At 39.6% G+C, this 19,533-nt stretch carries 16 protein-coding genes and 3 tRNA genes; 9 read left to right on the plus strand and 10 right to left on the minus strand.

Going from position 1 to position 19,533, the window contains the following annotated elements; translation table 11 throughout:
* Positions 1–49: 49 nt before the first annotated feature.
* The 5 genes from BEGALDRAFT_RS17085 to BEGALDRAFT_RS17105 form a co-directional block, all read right to left on the minus strand.
* Positions 50–2,266: a SpoIIE family protein phosphatase gene (locus BEGALDRAFT_RS17085; protein ID WP_002692195.1), complete on the minus strand. Its 2,217-nt coding sequence runs from the start codon at positions 2,264–2,266 to the stop codon at positions 50–52.
* Between the two features lie 18 nt (positions 2,267–2,284).
* Positions 2,285–3,151, minus strand: a complete 867-nt coding sequence (gene phnD, locus BEGALDRAFT_RS17090; RefSeq protein WP_002692197.1) for a phosphate/phosphite/phosphonate ABC transporter substrate-binding protein — start codon at positions 3,149–3,151, stop codon at positions 2,285–2,287.
* A 196-nt stretch (positions 3,152–3,347) separates the two neighbouring features.
* On the minus strand, positions 3,348–3,608 hold the full coding sequence (locus tag BEGALDRAFT_RS17095; RefSeq protein ID WP_002692199.1) for a hypothetical protein: 261 nt from the start codon (positions 3,606–3,608) through the stop codon (positions 3,348–3,350).
* Between the two features lie 418 nt (positions 3,609–4,026).
* A complete protein-coding gene (locus BEGALDRAFT_RS17100) occupies positions 4,027–4,206 on the minus strand; it encodes a hypothetical protein (RefSeq protein ID WP_002692203.1) in 180 nt (59 codons plus the stop codon).
* A 151-nt stretch (positions 4,207–4,357) separates the two neighbouring features.
* Positions 4,358–4,666, minus strand: a complete 309-nt coding sequence (locus BEGALDRAFT_RS17105) for an HdeA/HdeB family chaperone (protein ID WP_002692207.1) — start codon at positions 4,664–4,666, stop codon at positions 4,358–4,360.
* A gap of 278 nt (positions 4,667–4,944) precedes the next feature.
* Between BEGALDRAFT_RS17105 and BEGALDRAFT_RS17110 the strand changes: the two genes are divergently transcribed.
* The 6 genes from BEGALDRAFT_RS17110 to BEGALDRAFT_RS17135 all read left to right on the plus strand — a co-directional run bounded on the left by BEGALDRAFT_RS17110 (position 4,945) and on the right by BEGALDRAFT_RS17135 (position 11,588).
* Positions 4,945–6,711, plus strand: a complete 1,767-nt coding sequence (locus BEGALDRAFT_RS17110) for a tetratricopeptide repeat protein (protein WP_002692209.1) — start codon at positions 4,945–4,947, stop codon at positions 6,709–6,711.
* A gap of 179 nt (positions 6,712–6,890) precedes the next feature.
* Positions 6,891–8,027 carry an Ig-like domain-containing protein gene (locus BEGALDRAFT_RS17115; RefSeq protein WP_002692211.1) on the plus strand — a complete coding sequence of 379 codons (1,137 nt, stop codon included), beginning with the start codon at positions 6,891–6,893 and terminating at the stop codon, positions 8,025–8,027.
* Positions 8,028–8,053: 26 nt separating this feature from the next.
* Positions 8,054–9,247, plus strand: coding sequence for an MORN repeat-containing protein (locus tag BEGALDRAFT_RS18575; protein WP_002692214.1), 1,194 nt, complete (start codon positions 8,054–8,056; stop codon positions 9,245–9,247).
* Complete coding sequence (locus BEGALDRAFT_RS17125; RefSeq protein WP_002692216.1) at positions 9,228–9,791, plus strand: hypothetical protein; 564 nt, start codon at positions 9,228–9,230, stop codon at positions 9,789–9,791. The genes BEGALDRAFT_RS18575 and BEGALDRAFT_RS17125 overlap by 20 nt, the downstream gene beginning before the upstream one ends.
* 373 nt (positions 9,792–10,164) lie before the next feature.
* The gene (locus tag BEGALDRAFT_RS18580; RefSeq protein ID WP_050978461.1) at positions 10,165–10,608 is read left to right on the plus strand and encodes a hypothetical protein; all 444 of its coding nucleotides are present in this window, start codon (positions 10,165–10,167) and stop codon (positions 10,606–10,608) included.
* Entirely contained in the window at positions 10,608–11,588 is a 981-nt protein-coding gene (locus BEGALDRAFT_RS17135) for a tyrosine-type recombinase/integrase (protein WP_002692218.1), read from the plus strand. The genes BEGALDRAFT_RS18580 and BEGALDRAFT_RS17135 overlap by 1 nt, the downstream gene beginning before the upstream one ends.
* Before the next feature lie 211 nt (positions 11,589–11,799).
* Here the strand turns inward: BEGALDRAFT_RS17135 and BEGALDRAFT_RS17140 are convergent.
* Positions 11,800–11,876 (minus strand) — tRNA-Met (locus BEGALDRAFT_RS17140).
* A 187-nt stretch (positions 11,877–12,063) separates the two neighbouring features.
* Here BEGALDRAFT_RS17140 and BEGALDRAFT_RS17145 point away from each other — a divergent pair.
* Complete coding sequence (locus tag BEGALDRAFT_RS17145; RefSeq protein WP_002692220.1) at positions 12,064–15,150, plus strand: efflux RND transporter permease subunit; 3,087 nt, start codon at positions 12,064–12,066, stop codon at positions 15,148–15,150.
* Between the two features lie 181 nt (positions 15,151–15,331).
* Here the strand turns inward: BEGALDRAFT_RS17145 and BEGALDRAFT_RS17150 are convergent, their stop codons facing one another.
* Positions 15,332–16,195 carry an IS982 family transposase gene (locus BEGALDRAFT_RS17150; RefSeq protein WP_050978462.1) on the minus strand — a complete coding sequence of 288 codons (864 nt, stop codon included), beginning with the start codon at positions 16,193–16,195 and terminating at the stop codon, positions 15,332–15,334.
* Positions 16,196–16,963: 768 nt separating this feature from the next.
* Here BEGALDRAFT_RS17150 and BEGALDRAFT_RS19035 point away from each other — a divergent pair.
* Complete coding sequence (locus tag BEGALDRAFT_RS19035) at positions 16,964–17,302, plus strand: hypothetical protein (protein ID WP_002692225.1); 339 nt, start codon at positions 16,964–16,966, stop codon at positions 17,300–17,302.
* Here the strand turns inward: BEGALDRAFT_RS19035 and BEGALDRAFT_RS17155 are convergent.
* Positions 17,291–17,366 (minus strand) — tRNA-Glu (locus BEGALDRAFT_RS17155). The genes BEGALDRAFT_RS19035 and BEGALDRAFT_RS17155 overlap by 12 nt on opposite strands.
* Positions 17,367–17,452: 86 nt before the next feature.
* A tRNA-Ala gene (locus BEGALDRAFT_RS17160) sits at positions 17,453–17,528 on the minus strand.
* A gap of 139 nt (positions 17,529–17,667) precedes the next feature.
* On the opposite strand from BEGALDRAFT_RS17160, the gene BEGALDRAFT_RS17165 reads away from it, so the two are divergent.
* Positions 17,668–18,696: an MraY family glycosyltransferase gene (locus BEGALDRAFT_RS17165; RefSeq protein WP_002692227.1), complete on the plus strand. Its 1,029-nt coding sequence runs from the start codon at positions 17,668–17,670 to the stop codon at positions 18,694–18,696.
* Positions 18,697–18,702: 6 nt separating this feature from the next.
* Here the strand turns inward: BEGALDRAFT_RS17165 and BEGALDRAFT_RS17170 are convergent, their stop codons facing one another.
* Positions 18,703–19,476 (minus strand): ParA family protein, encoded by a 774-nt coding sequence (locus tag BEGALDRAFT_RS17170; RefSeq protein WP_002692229.1) that lies wholly within the window; start codon positions 19,474–19,476, stop codon positions 18,703–18,705.
* Positions 19,477–19,533 lie beyond the last annotated feature (57 nt).

Below are 19,533 nucleotides of genomic sequence, written 5' to 3' on the forward strand. Positions count from 1 at the left end.
CTGTGAATTCTGATTCAGACAATATTTTAATCCCGCCAAATTCAGGTTGCTAGCAATAGAGACCCTTTTCAAGTATTGGCTGAACCTGTGTTGTATCCTTTACATCTCTTTGTTTTATCACTAACAAAGTAACATCATCTTGTAATTTACGCACCCCAATATGACGATTTAAATCGTTAATCACTGCCTGCTGAATTTCTTGCGCACTCAATGCCCAATATTGACTAACGACAGCACAAAGCCGTTCAATACCATAAGGTTTTCGCTGTTCATTCATCGCTTCAGTAATACCATCAGTATAAAGAACAATTCCCTCACCCGCCGTTAATTGAACTTCACGATGCATAATGAAATCCGTGATATCAGGCTCTAAACCTACCATAAATCCTAATGATAATGTATCAATACGTTCAATTTTTCCCAATTTATCCACATATAATACTTCTTCATGTTGTCCACTTAAGCGTAACGTTCCGTTTTGATAATCTAGCAAGGATAGGGTCAGATTTTTATCACTTTGCATACGTTGCAAATTACCGTATAGCGTGCGATTTAAAATACTTAAAAAGTCTTTAGGGTCATTAATATTGGAAGATAATAAGGTTCTAACAGCAGTTTGCACCATCATCATCAATACCCCGCTTTCTAAACCATGTCCTGTGACATCCCCAATACCAATCTTTATTCGCCCATCACCTTGTAAAATATCGTAATAATCGCCGCCAACTTCAGTGGCAGACTCCATAAAACTAGCAATATCTAAACATTCAATTTCGGCTAACTCTTCCGCTCGCGGTAATACCATTTGTTGCAAGCGTTTTGTCACAGACAATTCCGCACTCATGCGAACATTATCAGCCTGTAACTGTTCATTCAATGATTGAATGTGCTGATTTGCTTCAGCCAGTTGTGTCGCTTTTTCAGCTAGTTGCGTGGTACGTTGTGCAACTTTTTCCTCTAAGTTATCAAATGTTTCTTTTAATTGACCTGCCATAAGATTGAACGAGCGGGTTAATGCGCCTAATTCATCGCGTCGCTCAATTGGCAATTGTGTCCACTGTCCTGTTGCTAACTGTTGCGCAGCTTGATTTAAATAGCTAATTGGACGAATAACCCAATAAGAAATAATAAAGCCGAGTAGTAAAGCCACGAGCAAGGCAATTATTGCTAAACGAATTGTTGCTACCGTATTCGCATTAATTTGTTCCATAAAATCTTTTTCAGGTACGACGACAATAATTAAGTAATCTAAACCAAAATCATCACGAAAGGGCAAAATTTGCACAAATTGCCGTTGTTCTTCAATCAAAAATTCTAGTTGTTCCCGTTTATCGATGGCTTGAAAGTTTTGATAATGTTGTTGAATAAATTCAGCTGTTTGTCGAATTAAAGGCGTTTGACTACTTAAGGCAGAAAGCCGTTGTACTTTTTTATCTGTCACGCCCAAAGAATATAAAGGCTCTTGGCTAGAACTGGCGAGCAATATGCCTGAACGCTCCATAATAAAAGTTTGTCCATGAGGGCTTATTTTTAAATCATGTAAAAATTGGCTTAATGCGGTTAAGGTAAAGTCTGTTGCGACAACGCCCACAAATTGCCCATTTTTAAATAACGGCGTGCTATGCGTAATAGATAACCAAGTCTGCCCAAAAAAGCTAAAAACTTCACTCCAGTTCGATTTCCCAACCTGAATATTCCAACGGGCTTGTTGCGCTTGCTCTGCACGCTTGTACCATGTTTGCTGTCTTGGGTCATAAGCAGGCACAAACGACAATACATTACCTTCTCGCTGTCCTTCTGGCGTTAATAAATAGGTTTCCATATCTCCTGCTGTTTGTGCATTTGCAATATCAAGGCTAAATGCGTGACTCACACGGCGTTCAATACCAATAAATTCCCCCTGCACATTGCCAACTTGGATATAACTCATTTCATCAAATAGTTGTAATTGCTTTAAAAAAGCCAATTGTGCTGTTTCCAACTGTTGTATATCTAGCCAGCCTAAAGCGACGGCATCTTGTATAAATTGATTCACCTTGTAAGGCGTTTCTAAATAATGCTGGAGATGGTCTTGAATGCGAATACTGACTGACTGACGCAGTTGTTGCGCTAATGTATTGACGGCTGTTTGCCCATTACTCCAAGAAAACCAGCCGACAATACTCACTGTCAAAAAAAGTAATATCGTGAAGGGAATAATAAATACATAACGTAATGGCACGAGATTAACCCAACGGATAAACCAAGAAGGAATAAATTTTGTCATACATCCTACAATAACCAGCTATTGACGACGCGCTAATAAGCGTTTTTCGTAGTCATTCATTTTACGGATAAAGTTATAATCGGCATCTTCAGCTGGTACAAACCCAGCCACTTTTAATTGCGCTAATCCTTCTTTATCACGGAAATTTAGCACCGCATTTTTTAAAGCGATTTTAGTTGCCGTAGGTAAATCATCTCGATAAGCAAAAACAGAGTTAGGAATTAATTCGGATTGCCAAATAATTTGAAAGTCATCCATAGACCATGATTGCCCCTCACCACGTCGTAAAACGTTCTCGCTCACGGAAACAACATCAGCCGTTTTCGCGTTTAACGCCAATAAAGATTTTTCATGACTGCCTGAATAGCCCACCTGACTAAAATAGGTGTTTGGGTCGATACGAGCTTCTAAATAAAAAAACATGTTAGGTACTAAAGTACCGCTAGTTGATTCTGGGTCAGGATATAACCAGCGTTTTTCTTTTAAATCAGAAAGCTGTTTTAATCCTGATTCTTTTAAAGTCACAATAAAACTGTGATAACCTTCGCTCCCATCCACGCTTAATAAACGTACAAAAGCCCGTGCATTCGCTTGTTCGGCGGCTTCTATATAGGATTTAGGGCCATAATAAGCAAAGTCGATTTTTTTGGCTTGCATCTCAGCAATGACGTTGCCATAACTAGCGGGTGTTTGTAATTCAACAGGAATATTAAGTGTTTGTTCTATATGTTGTATAAAACGGGTGTAACGTTCTTTTAATATCTCAGGGGATTCATTGGGAATAAGTCCTAAAACTAATTTTTTGGGTGTTTCTTCCGCAATAACATGACAAGGGAATAAATAGAGCAGGCTTAATAAGCCATAGGCAAGAAAGCGAAGCGACATAATGAGCACCCTATAACGTGCAATCAAACTGATATGGTGATTGATAGATTGCAGTCTAACGAGTCAATATGTACAGATAATGACAGAAATCTTAATAAAAACAGAAGGAAAAAATTAGGGAAATTTTTAGAAAAATGAAGGGAAAAAGTCTTAAGTAGAAAGAAGGCGTATCCTACCCTGAGTACGCCGTGAACGCTTATAATTTACTGATTTCTGCGGCATCTTCATTGTCCTTGATGATTTGAACGTTATCACCAATATTGAAGTTGCCTTCTTGAGAAAAAACCGCATCAACTAAATGACCGTTGCTGGTTTCTACAGAAACAATATACAAACCGTCTGTGCCACCAATCCAATAAACCTTCCCTGTTTCTGGTTGTTCGCGGCTAATCGCTTGTGTTAAAGCGGTAGAGCTTAACAAGACAAAAAACAAAAGTAGTGTTATAGGTTTAGCCATTAGATAAACTCCTAAGAATAGATCGTTAAAATTCTAGCAAGATTAAAAACAAGTCTCAAGTGGCTAAGGTAATGACCTAATTGTAAAATCTGAAACAACATGCTAGGCGTTATCATCTTGATATAACACAGCTAAATTACATCAAACAGTGTGCCTATTCGTTTTTAAATATGGAAAAAATCAGGTAGCTTATAGAATATAAAAAATAAATTTTTTCAGATTGAGATAAATAGCGATTAAGCTGGAAAGTGGGATGAGGAAAGCGCGGATAAATTGGAGAGGGGGGGATTCACTAAAAATACATTAGGTTGTGAAGGGTACAACATTTGTGGTGTTGTGCATCGCGACCTAATGTAAGGCGGAATATAATGGGCGGGAAATCGTCGTTTGAGTGTCATTTGTTGTCGTAAGTGTTGCATTATTCTTGCTCTCCTGTTAACCAAGTGTGTACTGAGCGTTGTAACTGTTGTTTATCGCGCATACGTTGACCTGTTTTTGATGGTTCGTGTACCCCCCCTTTTCGTAAAATGGGTGCGCGTGCGATGGGGTTATGAATCACCTGCCGAGTTTTTGACGGCATAGTTTTGCGAGTGGGCATTATCTTCATCCTTATAAAAAACATCATAGTTTTCGTGTGAATAGCGAGTGTTTTGTGTTTGCATATTAACCTCCGTTTTTGTATTAAAAGTTCAATCTAATTCTTACCTGTCAAAAATCTAACAGGCAAGAATTAGCTTCTACCCTAAAGCCTAGTTTTTGCTTTCAGCAATACCAACTTCTTTTGCTAATTCTAATACTTTACCATCAGCATTAGCTTTGCAAGCTTCCCCTAAATTTTTGACAAAATCGCCAAGGGCTTGGGGGTCAAAAGAGGTATCGTCTGTTACCCCAGATAAATAACCGTCTAACCAGAACAACATCATAGATTGTGTGTTTTCATCCATGCTTTCTAACTGTTTGCAGGTCATTTCTTTTAAGTCCACTGCATCAGCTGCATTGACTAAAGGTGCTGCACCTAAGCAAGCCAATAACGCAATTGCACCGAACAGTTTTTTCATATACAAACTCCAAGCGAAGTAAGAGTACATCTTTATTTTAAGGGGTATCCAGATAACCAAAATACTGTTATCCGCCCCGTAAATCTAGCACAAAAAATGCCGAATAATCTTTGTAAAAAATATTTTTTGTTGGTCATGAGGAGAGCTTGCAATCATGTCAAGCTGTCAGCTTTTCAGGCTGAAAGAGACTTATGTAAAGCAAAAATCTGGGTGTTTTTAACCGAATAAGCACGTTAAAATTGAATTATTCTTTTTTCTCATGTTTCAGGACTGATAGGATGCCCCTTACTTCGCGTTGGTATGCTCACATTGTTCTCATCATGTCAGCAGTGTTACTCGTTTATGCACAGACTGTTGATGTTCCATTTTATTTAGATGATTTTTCTTCTATTCAAGAAAATCCTGTCATTTATCAATGGAAAGGAACATTAGCAGAGTTATGGAATTTTTCAGCCCTGCGGATACTGGGCTACTATACATTTGCCTTAAATTTTCAAGTTCATCAATTTGAAGTTTTTGGCTATCATATTGTGAATATAGCCATTCATATGCTCGCGGGTTTAAGCGTTTTTCTTTTTGTACACAGCTTGATGCAAACCCCTGTGATGCGTCACTATTTAACCGACAATAGTAAACACTGGCTACCGCTATTAGTGGCTTTACTCTTTGTCTTACATCCGCTACAAACTCAAGCAGTCACTTACATTGTGCAACGGCTTGCCTCAATGGCTGCCCTTTTTTATATTTCCGCCTTAGTTTGCTATTTACAACTCCGTCTTGAAAAAAACACACTTCAACAATCTGCTTGGTTAGGACTGTGTCTTGTTTTTTGCCTCTGTGCTTTTTTTACAAAACAGAATACCGCAACATTACCATTAGCCTTTTTACTCTTAGAACTACTTTGCTTTCCCATTTATAAAAAACGCTTACAACTGATTACAGTAGGAACAATTGCAAGTTTATTCATTATTTGGGCTTTGCTGGCTCTTTTGCTGGGAGCGAATCCTTTTTCGCTGACTGCGATGCAAGCCTTAACTCAAGAAACCCAAGAAATTTCCAGAACGATTTATTTAGCAACACAATTTAGTGTTTTATGGACATATATCTCACTGTTTTTTTTCCCGATTGGGCAACATATTGATTATAGTTACCCCATTGCCAGCAGTTTTTGGGATACAACAGCTTTACTTGCCTTAAGTGGACATCTTTGCATTCTTATCATCGCATTCTACAGTGTTAAACGCTTGCCCCTATTAGCGTTAAGTATCTTTTTCTACTACCTCACACATCTTGTAGAATCTAGCGTTATTCCCATTACTGATGTTGTTTTCGAACATCGGACTTATTTACCTAATCTCGGCTTATGTTTACTCAGTGCTTGGTTTTTACTCGAAGTGATTTATAAGCACTTTGACCGTCGCATGAGCCTTCTATTTATCCTGATTATTCTTGTCACACTCAGCGTGATGACATGGAAACGTAATCAATTATGGCGTGACCCCATCGCACTATGGCAAGACAATACGCAAAAATCGCCCAAAAAAGAACGTGGCTGGATTATTTTAGGTAAACACTTAATACAAGCAAACCGTCCATTAGAAGGCATTCAAGCGTTGCAAAACTCAATGACGCGCGTAACGGATGAGAATGGCAATCAATCAGTACGTATTACGGTAGAAACCATACTTAACCTTGTTGTTGCTCATCGCATGTTAAAAGAATATGACGAAGCCATTGCCTTGATTAACCAAGCTATTGCTTCCCCTTCTTTACGCCCTTTTGACCGCTCTAAATTTTTCGTTAATCAAGGGAATATTTTTTATGAACAAAAACGCTATGCAGAAAGCGAAGCCTCTTACCGTCAAGCAATTCAATATTATCCAGAAAGCCTCACCGCTCGCGCGAACTTAGCCAGCATTCTGGCAACAACAAATCGTGAAATGGAAGCCATTCAATTGTACGAAGAAATTTTAAAAATAGACCCGAATAACGCTGTTATTTCAGAAAACCTACAAAAAGTGAAATCAGGTCAACATCTTAATTAATCTGAGTTTAGCGATATTTTATAAGTTAAACAGTAAGTTCAGGCATAAAATAGCTTCAGCTATTTTACGCCTGAACTTACAGCAAGCCTCTGTTTTAACTTTTAATATCGTCAAACTCAGGTTAATTAAGATAGAATTACTCCACTAAGTCATCAAACCCTAGGTTTAAGGAAAAAACAATGCGTAAATCACTGTACTGGCTAGGATTCAGCATCAACCTTTACGCAATTACAGCATGTACTGATACCACATCGACCACGACACAGATACATGTAGATATTCCTGCCTTGTCCGCCACAATAAGTACACCATTACATCTAAACCTAGGGCAAGGAGTAGAATTACGGATTCACCTCAACGATGCTGAAGGACATCCACAGGCAGAAAAAGTATTACAAGTTCGTTCAAAAATCGGTAATTACATCGGTGACGAAACGCCCATAACCAACGCAATGGGAGATGCTTACGTCATGATACTAGCGAACAAACAAGGCACGGATACACTACAAATTCAAGACCAACAAGGCAGCCAACGAGAAATCGTTATTCAAGTGGAGAAATCACAAGCAACAACCGATAGCAATAACACCCATGTCATACCGCCCCCAGCATCAGGGCTACATGTTGAAGTGCCAAATTTACGCGGCTGGGGACAAATCAGTATTATTCAAACCAGCTTAGGCGACAATGTCGAATTGCAAGTCAACTATCTCAATGACAAAGGAGAACCCGAAAGCGGTCAAGTGCTACAACTCTCCTCCCGCCAAGGTAATCACCTCTCAGATAACCAAATAACCACAGACCATAATGGTCAAGCCGAAGCAGTATTTTTAGCCACAATTGTCGGGCGTGATGTTCTCACTATCAGTACCCCTGAACAAGACAAAACAGCAAAATTATATTTTAATATCCAAGACCTAGACCAAGAAAACACCCCACTATTACCCATAGAACCACTGACAGAACAAGCTGGCATTGTGTCATGGAAAACCCTCTCTCAAGTACAAATTGAAGATACACAAATCCGCTTTAATCCAGACATTCAAGCCTTAAACACAAAAACAATTACCATAGAAGGCTTTATGACACCTTTAGAAAACAATGAGATACAAAAACATTTCCTCCTCTCAGCCCTTCCCCCAACCTGCTTCTATTGCCTCCCAGACAGCAATGAAGGCATTATCGAAATTCACAGCATGGACGGTATTCCCTATACCTTTAGACCATTACGCCTACAAGGTATTTTTAATTTAACGCCAAATAATGACTCAGGATTTTTCTACCAACTAGACCATGCACAACGACTCCCCCGCTAACACCCTGTTTGATCATAACGCATGACATGCACGACCTACCCCGCGAAAAACTGACCGAACTCCTCCAACGCTACGGTACAACCCTTTGCCACAATGCCAAACGCTTAGAATCCCTCCTGCGTGATGCCTGTGCTGGAGAATATCAACGAGAAATTTTCGTACTAACACACGCTTTAAAACAAGGTATTGCGCGAGAAGTCTTTCACCCAAAACTAGACACCCCTAGCCAAATACTCACAACACGTCTTGCGCAACGATTACACGACAATCTTGGCTTTGATAAAAATCTCGCACTTTGGGCAGTACAAAGCTGGCTTACAGTCAGCAATAGCTTTCCGCCACATCAACGTTTTATCCCAGAACGCCCCAAACATCTCCCAGTGCTGTTTCAATCTCTCCAATCACACCCAACACCAACCAGCACACAATTACCAGAAGAATCATTAACAACCCAATTTATGACACTTCCTGATAACAGCCGTTATCAAGGCGAACTCCACGATGGCAAGCCACATGGTAATGGCATCCAAATTTATCCTGATGGATACCAATATGAAGGCATGTTTTACCAAGGACAACGTCAAGGCAATGGCAAAGAAGATACGCAAACAGGAGAACACTACGAGGGCGAGTTTTATGCAAATCAACGTCATGGCAAAGGTATGTTGACACTTGCTAACGGCGACAGCTACAGCGGTGAATTCACACACGGACACTTTAACGAAAGTACAGGCACTGCTGTTTTACATTTTTTAGATGGCAAATGTTATGAAGGAGAAACCCGAGAGCATCAGCCTCATGGGCAAGGAAAACTCTCATATCCCAATGGCGAAAGCTATGAAGGTGAATTTTGGGAAGGCGCATACCATGGCTGGGGGGTTCTACATCAACACAATGGCAACTATTATGAAGGCGAATTTCGTGACAATAAACGGCATGGATATGGAACACTAATTTATGCAAATGGCAGTCGTTACCAAGGTCATTTTCGCCATGGTAATTATAACGGACAAGGGACTCTCCAATTTGCAAACGGTAGTCAATATGATGGCAATTTTAAAGACGGTAAATTTAACGGTTATGGCGTATTTATCTCGATAAATGGTAAACAACAAAAAGGGATTTGGCAGAATAATCAATTATTAGAATCAAAACTTGATGAAACCATTGCTTTAAAAAATAAAGTGAGTAAATTCAGTGATGGTACAGAAAAAATATAAGCCTTTTGGTCAATATCAATTTGATATAACAGCTGATGAACCCGCTGAAAGAATATTTAAATTGCTATGGAAAAAAGCAATACATTTTGCTGTTGTTAATGCAGGCGTGAGTTTTTTTCAAGACAAGGGAAGTGCTGCAAGCAGAAAGTCATTTGTTGCGGCATTTGATGAATTTCCCATACTAAAAAAATGTATGCATCAAGCATGGTGGGCTAACACTTGGGCAGGCACAACGCTTTATAGTCACGCGATGTTATTGGTGTTCGGAAATAAATATACTGATGATTTTGATATATTTTTTGAAAATATAGACGGTTTATATTGGCATGGTGGAGAATCATGGGATGACTTAATGCTTTTTCACCATGATTGCTTATTGTTTTACGTCTGTACCCATGAAAAATTTGGCTCTATTTTTGGTAATACACAGTTATTTAAAGAGCTTGCATTATCATCACAACAATTACACCCTGCTAAACATGATAAGTGGATTATTCAAGGTATTCCTGTTTCACCTCAAATCATCACTGAACTACTTCGCTAACCCTTAAGTTCAACAAGATTTTATAATTTGCTCATTACCAAGTTTCACTTGGCAACGCGCAATCTAAATAACCCGAGCTCGGCGATATTTTATAGATTAAACAGTTATTTAATGCACAAAATTGCTTTAACTATTTTACAAGGATAGGGGTTTTCTTCCTTCTTCCTGCTTTACCCCGCTACGCGGGGAAGAGAGTAATCTCTGCTAGTCCTTTAAACCGATTCGCGTGTTCCGACAGACTTGCTATAGTAAACGTACCACAAAGTGATTTAAATTTAGGACTGCCAGTCCTTCGCATTGTTTTATAGTACGTTTACTATATTGGTTAAAGGGTTATGAGAATTTCGAGGCGTATTGTGTTGAGGTGTGGAAGATGCACCGACAACATGCACATCGTTTGATTAATGCAAGCGCGGTTGTGCGTAATTTGTCCTCAGTTGGTGACATGCCAAAGAATGAGGCGCAGGTTAGACCGTTAGTGGGTTTACCCCCTGAGAAACAGCGGGAGGTGTGGGAGACCGTTTGTAATTCTGATGAACCTGTCACAGCGGAACGGGTGAAAGCAGTTATTAAAACAAATGATAGTTTTCTGATTTGCCTAAATAAACAAGATGACATAGATGAAGTTTTTAGTAATTGGGGTATGCGCTGTATTGAGATTAAGTTAAGAATTAAAACTGCGTTAATAAACAATTCCCAACACCCTAAAAACTTAGATAAAAAGACATGGGATAAAATTTTATCCGTTTTTGAGGACATTGAGCTTATTGATAAGAAGTTAGGGGAGATTGAGGGGAAGTTAGAGGGGTTTAAGTAATGAGTGAGATTAAGTGTCAAATAGAAGTGCCAAGCGGTTTAGTGGGTGAGGTGTTATCGTTTTTGGAGTCTAAGCAAGCGGAGCATGGGTTTAGTGAGTTTGTACGGACGTATTTAGAGGAAGTCGGAACATTAGGAAAGATTAAGCGCGGTAAGCGGGTTCATGTGAACGTTGAACGGGATAGGGCTTGCTTTCGGAATTTAGTGTTTTTCTTTCGGGGTAAAACGATTGAGGGCTTGAGTCGTCAGGATATAGGGGAGTATGTGAGGTATCGCCGTTCTCGGGTATCTGATTCGACTATCAGGCGGGAATTAGCGGTTTTAAGTGCGGCAATTAATTACGCCACAGTTCAATGGGAATGGAATTTGACGAACCCAACCTTGAACCAGAAGCCCGCACAGAATCCTGCTAAGGAGCGGTATTTAACACAGTTAGAAGCAAGAACGTTGGTTGAGAAAGCACGATTTCATGGGAGAGCGCCTTATCTTTGGTTGTTTATCCTATTGGCGATTAATACAGGTATGCGTAAACAAGAGTTATTAGGCTTAGTCTGGACGCAGTTTAATCGGGATACCGCCAGTTTACGCTTGCATAAAACGAAGTCGGGAAAAGCACGGACTGTTCCTTTAAATCGGGTTGCGTTGTTTGCTTTAGAACGCTTACATCAGGTTAGGAATGGGCGTTATGTGTTTCAGATTGCAGGGCAACCGATTAGAGATATTAAGCGCAGTTTTGCCTCAGTGTGTCGGTTAGCGGGGATTACGGATTGCTCGCCGCATACGTTACGCCACACTTTCGCGTCTTGGTTAGCGATACAGGGGAAGTCTTTAAAGCATATAGGTGAAGTGTTAGGACATAGCAATGTCTATGTGACAGAACGCTATGCACATTTACAGACGGCTGTTTTACAGGAAACAGTAGCGAGTTTGGATGAATTATTTGAATCGTTTTTTATTCAGAATCAGGATGAAAAGAGTTGATTCTACTTTTTAACCTATCTATTGAGAGAAATTAGAAAAAGCGGGATATTTTTCAAGTTTCTCGAACGGTCGCAGAAAATCACAAAGATGAATTAAATCAGGTGTTAAAGCTGAATGAGGTTTTAACAGCGGAAAGGGTTTTTTGTCAAAACGGAAGATTAAAAAAAGTTAATAAAAATGCAGGGGAGAAAATTTAAGGATTATAAGGTGTTGGTGGCTATAAGTGGATTTGAACCACTGACCTCAGCATTATGAGTGCCGCGCTCTGACCAACTGAGCTATATAGCCATTTTGCTTGCGATTTGAAGAAGGAAATTTTATCGATTGTTCGTATTTTTGTCAAGCATCGTTTTTATTTTTCGTATCACGGTATCAACGGATTGACAAAAAATTACCCTCTGTTAATATTTTGACTAATCGTCAAAAAAAGACGTAAAGAATTTTATTTACTTTTCCTTGTATGAGGTTGTGATTTATGGCACTTCCTAATCTTTCTGAATGGTCTTTACAACATCAGGCGTTAATACGTTATTTTTTAATTGCATTATTAGCGGCGGGGGTTTTGTCTTATAGTCAGTTGGGGCAAATGGAAGACCCTGAATTTACGATTAAAACAATGGTTGTTCGGGTTTTATGGACGGGCGCGAGTGCGGAAGAGGTTGAACAACAAGTTACGGATAAAATAGAGAAAAAATTAGAAGAAACGCCGTATTTAGATTTTTTACGGAGTTATTCTAAATCGGGAGAGAGTACTTTATTTATTAATTTGCTTGATTCTACGCCCGCAAAAGCAGTACCTGATGTGTGGTATCAGGTGCGGAAAAAAATAGGGGATATTCAGAATACTTTGCCAAATGGGGTCAAAGGACCTTTTTTTAATGATGAGTTTGGCGATACTTTCGGGTCTATCTTTGCGTTTACGGCAGATGGTTTTAATTATGCGGAATTGAAAGATTATATCGATGATGTGCGTCAGGAGTTATTGCGGATTGATGATGTTAGTAAGGTGGATATTGTTGGGGCGCAGGAAGAGAAAATTTATCTGGAGTTGTCACATAGTAAATTAGCGTCGTTGCAGATTGACCCGAATTTAATTATCAATACGTTACAGGCACAAAATGCGATTGCACCCGCAGGAACGATTAATACAGAAAGTGATGCCGTGCATTTGCGGGTGAGTGGGGTGTTTGATTCGGTTGAGAGTATCCGTAATTTAGGGATTTCTACTAATGGGCATGTGTTTCGTTTAGGCGATATTGCAACGGTTTATCGGGGTTATATAGACCCACCGACAACAAAAATGCGTTTTGAGGGGAAAGAGGCAATTGGCTTGGCGGTTTCCATGCGGAAAGGGGGCGATGTCATCATTTTAGGGAAAGCATTGCAGGTGGCAATGGCGCAGATTAAGCAGAATTTACCCGTTGGTATCGATGTGCATCAAGTTTCCAATCAGCCCGCTGTCGTTGAACATTCTGTTCTAGAATTTGTGAAGGTGTTGGCTGAGGCGGTTATTATTGTTTTAATTGTTAGTTTTTTAAGTCTTGGTTTTCGTACAGGGTTGGTTGTGGCGTTATCAATTCCCTTAGTATTAGCAACGACTTTTTTGGTGATGAAATTTTTCGGGATTGATTTACAACGGATTTCGTTAGGGGCATTAATCATTGCCTTGGGCTTATTAGTCGATGATGCAATGATTGCGGTAGAGATGATGGCGTTGAAATTAGAGCAGGGCTGGAGTCGGGCTCATGCAGCAACCTTTGCTTATAATTCAACCGCTTTTCCGATGTTGACAGGAACATTAATTACGGCAGCGGCGTTTTTACCTGTGGGGATGGCGAAATCTGCGGCGGGTGAATATACCTTTTCGATGTTCCAAGTTGTGATTATTGCCTTATTAATTTCTTGGTTTGTCGCGGTGTTGTTTATTCCTTATTTAGGTTATGTGTTATTACCTGAGCACAAGAAACATCAAACGGCAACAGATTCAACAGGAACACATGTCGCCCCAGAACATCATGAAATTGATGTGTATTCTCGAGGTTTTTATGTCCCATTCCGTAAAATGGTTATTTTCTGTGTTAAATATCGGAAAAGCGTTATTTTATTAACGTTTATCCTATTTGCAACTGCGGTTTATGGCTTCCGCTTTGTTGAGCAACAATTTTTCCCTGCCTCAAATCGTCCTGAACTGCTAATTGATTTATGGTTGCCACAAGGTTCATCGTATCAGGCAACTGAAAAAGCCGTTGTAGAAATGGAAAAGCATTTAACGAATGACCCGAATATTGAAAATTATGTGAGTTATGTTGGTAATGGTTCGCCACGCTTTTATTTAGCCATGGATTTGCAATTAGAAAATGCGAATTTTGCGCAAATTGTGGTGATGACAAAAGGCGGAGAAGCTCGAGAGGTGGTTTTGCAAAAAATCCGTAATTTGTTAAACAATGATTTTCCTGAATTACGTGGACGAGTGACCCGTTTAGAAAATGGTCCGCCTGTGGGTTATCCCGTGCAATTCCGTGTTTTGGGTAAAGATTTGGATAAGTTACGTGAAATTTCGCAGGAAGTCGCAACGGCAATGCGGGCAAATCCGAATACACGCAATGTGCATTTAGATTGGAATGAAAAAGCAAAAATTGTGAAGTTGGACATAGACCAAGATAAAGCGCGTCAGTTGGGTATTGATTCACAAACTTTGTCAAATACGTTAAATACGTTTTTAACAGGGTTGAATATGACAGAATTCCGTGAAGAAGACAAGTTAATTCAAGTAGTTGCGCGGGCAATTCCTAGCGAGCGAAGTTTATTAGGAACAATAGACGAGTTAAATATTCCTTTAGCTAACGGCAATTCTGTACCATTAAGCCAGATTGCACGATTGGTGGATAGTTTTGAGGAAGGCGTAATTTGGCGACGTGATCGTTTACCCGTGATTAGCGTGCGAGCGGATATTGTTGACGGCATTCAAGCTCCCGATGTGACCATGCAATTATTGCCTGTTATCAACACGATTAAGGAAAAATTGCCACTAGGCTATGAAATTCAAACGGGGGGCGCGCTTGAATCTAGCGCGAAATCGCAAAAACCCATTGCAGCGGTTATGCCTGTCATGATGATTACGATTTTAACCTTGTTAATGTTGCAGTTACAAAGTATGCAACGGGCGTTTTTAGTCTTGCTGACTGCGCCATTGGGCATTATCGGGATGACGATATTTTTATTGTTATTGGATAGACCTTTTGGCTTTGTGGCGATGCTCGGCGCGATTTCGTTGGCGGGGATGATTATGCGGAACTCGGTGATTTTAGTCGACCAAATTGAGCAAGATAAAGAAATGGGGGTGTCTGATTTTCAAGCAGTTGTAGAATCGACGGTGCGTCGTTTCCGTCCGATTATGTTGACGGCAGCCGCCGCAATTTTGGCGATGATTCCTTTATCAGAAAGTGTTTTCTGGGGACCGTTAGCAGTCACTATTATGGGTGGGCTATTGGTTGCAACGGTTTTAACACTCTTTTTCTTGCCTGCGCTGTATGCCGCTTGGTTTAGGGTAAAAGTCGAATAAACTGCCAAAAAAAGGGGATTTTGTGACAAAATCCCCTTTTTAATCGGTTAAATTAACCTGAGTTTTACGAGATAAAATAAAACAGAGACCTGCTAGGTTTTGAAAACTTAGCAGGTCTCTGTTTGTCTGAATCAGAATTCACAGAATTTTCAGAATTAACGCGAGTACGGCGAAAAATGACTTAAATAAAAATAGGTTGAGAAGGATTTAACAAATTAAAGTGCTCATCAAGTTTAGGATGAATACGAGACATCAAAGAAGGCTTATGGAGCTTCCAAGTGTAAGCAATAAGCCCCGCAATGACATTGACCATAAACCCCAAGACACTGCGATGGCGCGTATGTTCAATCTGAGTGAATGATTTAAGCTGACCGATGACGGTTTCTATTAAGGAGCGTTTTTTTAGCATTATCGTATCAAATTCACTGAGCGGCTCTTTTTTCATGTTTTTACGGACACCCGTGATTAATTCAATGCCTTGCGTTTTCAAAGTTGCCTTTAATGCTTTAGAAATATAGCCCTTGTCACCGTATAACTTGCCTTGAATAAATTGCGTCATCGCCCTTAAGCCCTTGCGGTCATCAAAATTCGCAGCGGTGAGAAAAAAGGAGATTAATTCCCCTGTATCATCAATGACTAAATGCAATTTAAAGCCAAAATACCACCCAATGGAGTTCTTCCCCCGCTGTGCGAGGTTTGCAAAGGTTTTATGGTGTGAAATTCGCCGATTGTGGCAAACCTTTAACGGGGCGGAGTCAATGAAGGCAATCCCGCGAGAGTTTACCCGCCGACTGTGCAAGTAGGCACTGAGCGGTATCATCACTGACTGGGATAACTCAACAAACCGTTGATAACTGACCCGTTTCGGAAACGCCCTCCCGAGTACCTGCGGAACATAGTGGGTATAAAATCCTTTGAAATGACGTTGATTAGATTGATGAAATAACACGAGTAAGGTCATCACTTCCGACGGGGACATTGTCCCATCTCGCTGACTTTTCTTGGGATTTCCTTCTTCTAACAACATTTGTTCCCATAAAGGCATGAACCATTTACAAAAGTCATCGATTGAGCAGAACAGGATTGTACCTTTGGAAAGTGGGGGTGGGCGTTTGGTGATGTTCCATTATTCCTACTTTTCCTTTGGGTACAACTTTTTATTTCTTCCATTCCGCTTTTATCATTAATCCTCTGTTTTATATCTATTATCTCGCCGTACTCGCGTTAAACGTATTATAAAACAACATGGAGGACTGCCAGTCCTAGATTTAAATCACTGTATGGTACGGTTATTATATTTTTTAACCTGAGTTCGGCGAGATTTTTTAAAAAGACAAGCATTTGTCTGAATCAGAATTAGCAGAATTAACAGGATTTAAAACCCTTAAACCAAAAAATTAATGTTTTTAATCCTGCTAATTCTGAAAATTCTGTGAATTCTGATTCAGACAAGCTTCAGACAAGCTGTTGTCTTTTTAAAAGAATCTCGCCGAACTTAGGTTACTAGCGATTATTCAGGTTTTTCGGTAGATATATCAGAAGAAGAATTCTTAGACCCACTGATAGAAGATGCCATAACTTTTCTTAAAGAAAACGTTGCACAACTAGAAAGGTTACGTGCATCATTTCATATTGATGAGCTTGAATTGCAATTTGGGCTTTCTTGGTTTGAAAATACGGCATGTTGCTCTGTGTCAATACCTGCATCACTATTGCAACTAACCAGTAAATACAGTATCTCCTTTGAGATAAATATCTATGCTGTGACAACTCCTTAGCCAAGCAAACGTAGGATGGACAATGCCCCCTTACGATGGCTAAGGACAGCCCAGAGTCTTTATATCAACGCTTAATTCAGACAGAGACCGAAGTTAAAAATCTATTGCAACAAATAGAAACCTTAGACATAACAAAACCGTCTCCCATTACGCTCAAAGAAAGGGATATTGGTTACATCAGCCAGTCGTTAATTGAACAAATAAAAGATGAGAACCCAGCAAGAGTAAGAGCTGTTTTATCGATGTTTCTGACAGGAATTGAAATTGAAAACGAAACAATTACAGTTTTTTTCAAGCCAGAATCACTTTTTAATACAAGCGATTGCAAACTGTTTCGTAGTATGTATGGGATAGACGGAGTGTGGCGTCCCTAGGGGGGTTCGAACCCCCGTTACCGCCGTGAAAGGGCGATGTCCTAGGCCGCTAGACGATAGGGACGTAGTTAAATCTTTAAATCTTATGAAGCGGTCATTTTAACAAATAATAACTAATTTGTAAACTGCTTCATTTAAAATTTTATTTGATGGTGGAGCTAGACGGGATCGAACCGTCGACCTCTACAATGCCATTGTAGCGCTCTCCCAGCTGAGCTATAGCCCCATCAACTTGGAAAGCGCATATGATATGCATGTTCTGGTAGGCTGTCAAGCATCCATGCAATTTTTTTTTGAGCATTGTATAATCATCTTAATTAGTAATATTAAATCAAAGACTAATAACCTAGGTTAGGATATTAAACATGGTACTGGTTTTAATGCTATTTGCATTCTTCATTGCACTGGGTTTGACTCGACAATTTACTCGTCCTGATGCTTTTCTTTATGTCGTTAATATTCCTAATCAGCGGTCTTTGCATACCCGTCCGACTCCGATTACAGGAGGCGTTGCTTTTTTATCAGGTTTTGCAGGGGCTATGTTTTTAATGTACTTTTTTTATATGGAAATTCAATCTCATTTGTTATGGATTTATTTAGGGGCTTTATTAATCGCACTGATTTCTTTTTTAGATGATTGTTACGAATTATCTGCGCTAAAGCGTCTGATTATTCATATTATTGCGACACTCTTATTGTTATCTCAGGGCGGATATTGGTTAACTCATTTGTTATTGCCTAATATTGCTTGGCTTTTGCCTGAGGGATTACAGATTGTTTTATCTTTATTTTTTGTAGTGTGGATGATTAATTTATATAACTTTATGGATGGAATGGATGGTTTTGCAGGGGGGATGGCAATTATTGGTTTTGGAACATTTGCTATTTTAGGCGGGTTAAAAGGGGATATGGTATTTATGCTGGTTAATTTGTTATTAATCAGTGCTGTTGCTGGATTTTTAGTATTTAATTTTCCACCCGCTAAAATTTTTATGGGGGATACAGGGTCGTCAACGTTGGGCTTTTTAGCGGCCGCGTTAAGTTTATGGGGGCAACGGTATGGGATTTTTCCGCTATGGATTGCGGTGTTAATTTTCTCACCGTTTATTGTGGATGCAACAGTAACTTTATTTAAACGGTTATTGCGCGGGGAAAAAATCTGGCAAGCTCATAAAACACATTATTATCAACGCTTAGTTCAGTTAGGTTGGGGACACAGGCGCACCGTTTTGGTGGAGTATGGTTTGATGTGTGCGTGCAGTTTGTCGGCGTTGAGCGCGTTGTATTTTTCGCCAATTACTCAATGGATTTTGATAATTATGTGGATTGTCTCGTATGTGGGGTTGATGCTTGCAGTCTCTCAACTAGAAGCATCTATTAAAGTCGTTAATTAGATAGGGTTATCCCCGTTTTTCTAACTCGTCATAGAGTTGGTTAAAAACTTCTGTCATTTTATGGTCTTGGGCGAAGTAAATCAGTGGTTTTGCAACTTGGTGGGATTCTCGCACTTTAACAGAACTGATTAAGCGGGTATTTAAAACGGGTTGTCCTTCGCCGATAAGTTCTTCTACTAATTGAGTCGGTAATTTAGCCCGTGGTTGAAATTGGTTGACGATAATGCCTTCAATCCGTAAACGGTCATTGTGATCTTGTTGAATTTCACGCACATTGTCATTCAGTGCATATAAGGCACGGCGGGAAAAGTCGTCACAGTCAAAAGGAATTAAACAGCGGTCTGCGGCAATTAGGGCTGATTGTGTGTAAAAGTTTAGGGCTGGAGGGGTATCAATAAATATATGTTCGTATTCTTCAGCTAGTGTTTTTAACGCATCTCGTAATTTATAAATTTTATGTCGTGCTTCTAGCTTACTTTCTATATCACTGAGATTTGCATTTGAGGGTAAAACGCTCAAATTTTCATAATGAGTGGGTTGTATAAATGCATTAATCTTCTTTTCTTGAAAAGTAAATGTCAGTAATTGTTCAAAAAATTGCGTAATTCCCAACGTTTCATTTGTCAATGCTTTCCCTAATAAGTAATAACTAGAGTTAGCTTGTGCGTCTAAATCAACGACTAACGTTTTATGCCCGCGTGCGGCACTGATAGCTGCTAAATTGCAGGTAATTGTTGACTTTCCAACGCCACCTTTTTGATTAAAAATAACTCTTAACATGCTCCTAATCTCCTTTGTTCATTTTTTAGTATGCCAATAGCATAACTTACCTTGTTA

The organism is Beggiatoa alba B18LD (assembly GCF_000245015.1).
GTDB classification, from domain to species: Bacteria; Pseudomonadota; Gammaproteobacteria; order Beggiatoales; family Beggiatoaceae; genus Beggiatoa; species Beggiatoa alba.

Excerpts from the sequence above, each read along its gene's own strand:
- BEGALDRAFT_RS17145 (WP_002692220.1), top strand. The coding sequence starts at position 12,064 with ATGGCACTTCCTAATCTTTCTGAATGGTCTTTACAACATCAGGCGTTA.
- BEGALDRAFT_RS17170 (WP_002692229.1), bottom strand. The coding sequence starts at position 19,476 with ATGTTAAGAGTTATTTTTAATCAAAAAGGTGGCGTTGGAAAGTCAACA.
- BEGALDRAFT_RS17115 (WP_002692211.1), top strand. The coding sequence starts at position 6,891 with ATGCGTAAATCACTGTACTGGCTAGGATTCAGCATCAACCTTTACGCA.
- BEGALDRAFT_RS18575 (WP_002692214.1), top strand. The coding sequence starts at position 8,054 with ATGCACGACCTACCCCGCGAAAAACTGACCGAACTCCTCCAACGCTAC.
- BEGALDRAFT_RS18580 (WP_050978461.1), top strand. The coding sequence starts at position 10,165 with ATGCACCGACAACATGCACATCGTTTGATTAATGCAAGCGCGGTTGTG.
- BEGALDRAFT_RS17095 (WP_002692199.1), bottom strand. The coding sequence starts at position 3,608 with ATGGCTAAACCTATAACACTACTTTTGTTTTTTGTCTTGTTAAGCTCT.
- BEGALDRAFT_RS17150 (WP_050978462.1), bottom strand. The coding sequence starts at position 16,195 with ATGCCTTTATGGGAACAAATGTTGTTAGAAGAAGGAAATCCCAAGAAA.
- BEGALDRAFT_RS17165 (WP_002692227.1), top strand. The coding sequence starts at position 17,668 with ATGGTACTGGTTTTAATGCTATTTGCATTCTTCATTGCACTGGGTTTG.
- BEGALDRAFT_RS17135 (WP_002692218.1), top strand. The coding sequence starts at position 10,608 with ATGAGTGAGATTAAGTGTCAAATAGAAGTGCCAAGCGGTTTAGTGGGT.
- phnD (WP_002692197.1), bottom strand. The coding sequence starts at position 3,151 with ATGTCGCTTCGCTTTCTTGCCTATGGCTTATTAAGCCTGCTCTATTTA.
- BEGALDRAFT_RS17085 (WP_002692195.1), bottom strand. The coding sequence starts at position 2,266 with ATGACAAAATTTATTCCTTCTTGGTTTATCCGTTGGGTTAATCTCGTG.
- BEGALDRAFT_RS17105 (WP_002692207.1), bottom strand. The coding sequence starts at position 4,666 with ATGAAAAAACTGTTCGGTGCAATTGCGTTATTGGCTTGCTTAGGTGCA.
- BEGALDRAFT_RS19035 (WP_002692225.1), top strand. The coding sequence starts at position 16,964 with ATGGCTAAGGACAGCCCAGAGTCTTTATATCAACGCTTAATTCAGACA.
- BEGALDRAFT_RS17110 (WP_002692209.1), top strand. The coding sequence starts at position 4,945 with ATGCCCCTTACTTCGCGTTGGTATGCTCACATTGTTCTCATCATGTCA.
- BEGALDRAFT_RS17100 (WP_002692203.1), bottom strand. The coding sequence starts at position 4,206 with ATGCCCACTCGCAAAACTATGCCGTCAAAAACTCGGCAGGTGATTCAT.
- BEGALDRAFT_RS17125 (WP_002692216.1), top strand. The coding sequence starts at position 9,228 with ATGGTACAGAAAAAATATAAGCCTTTTGGTCAATATCAATTTGATATA.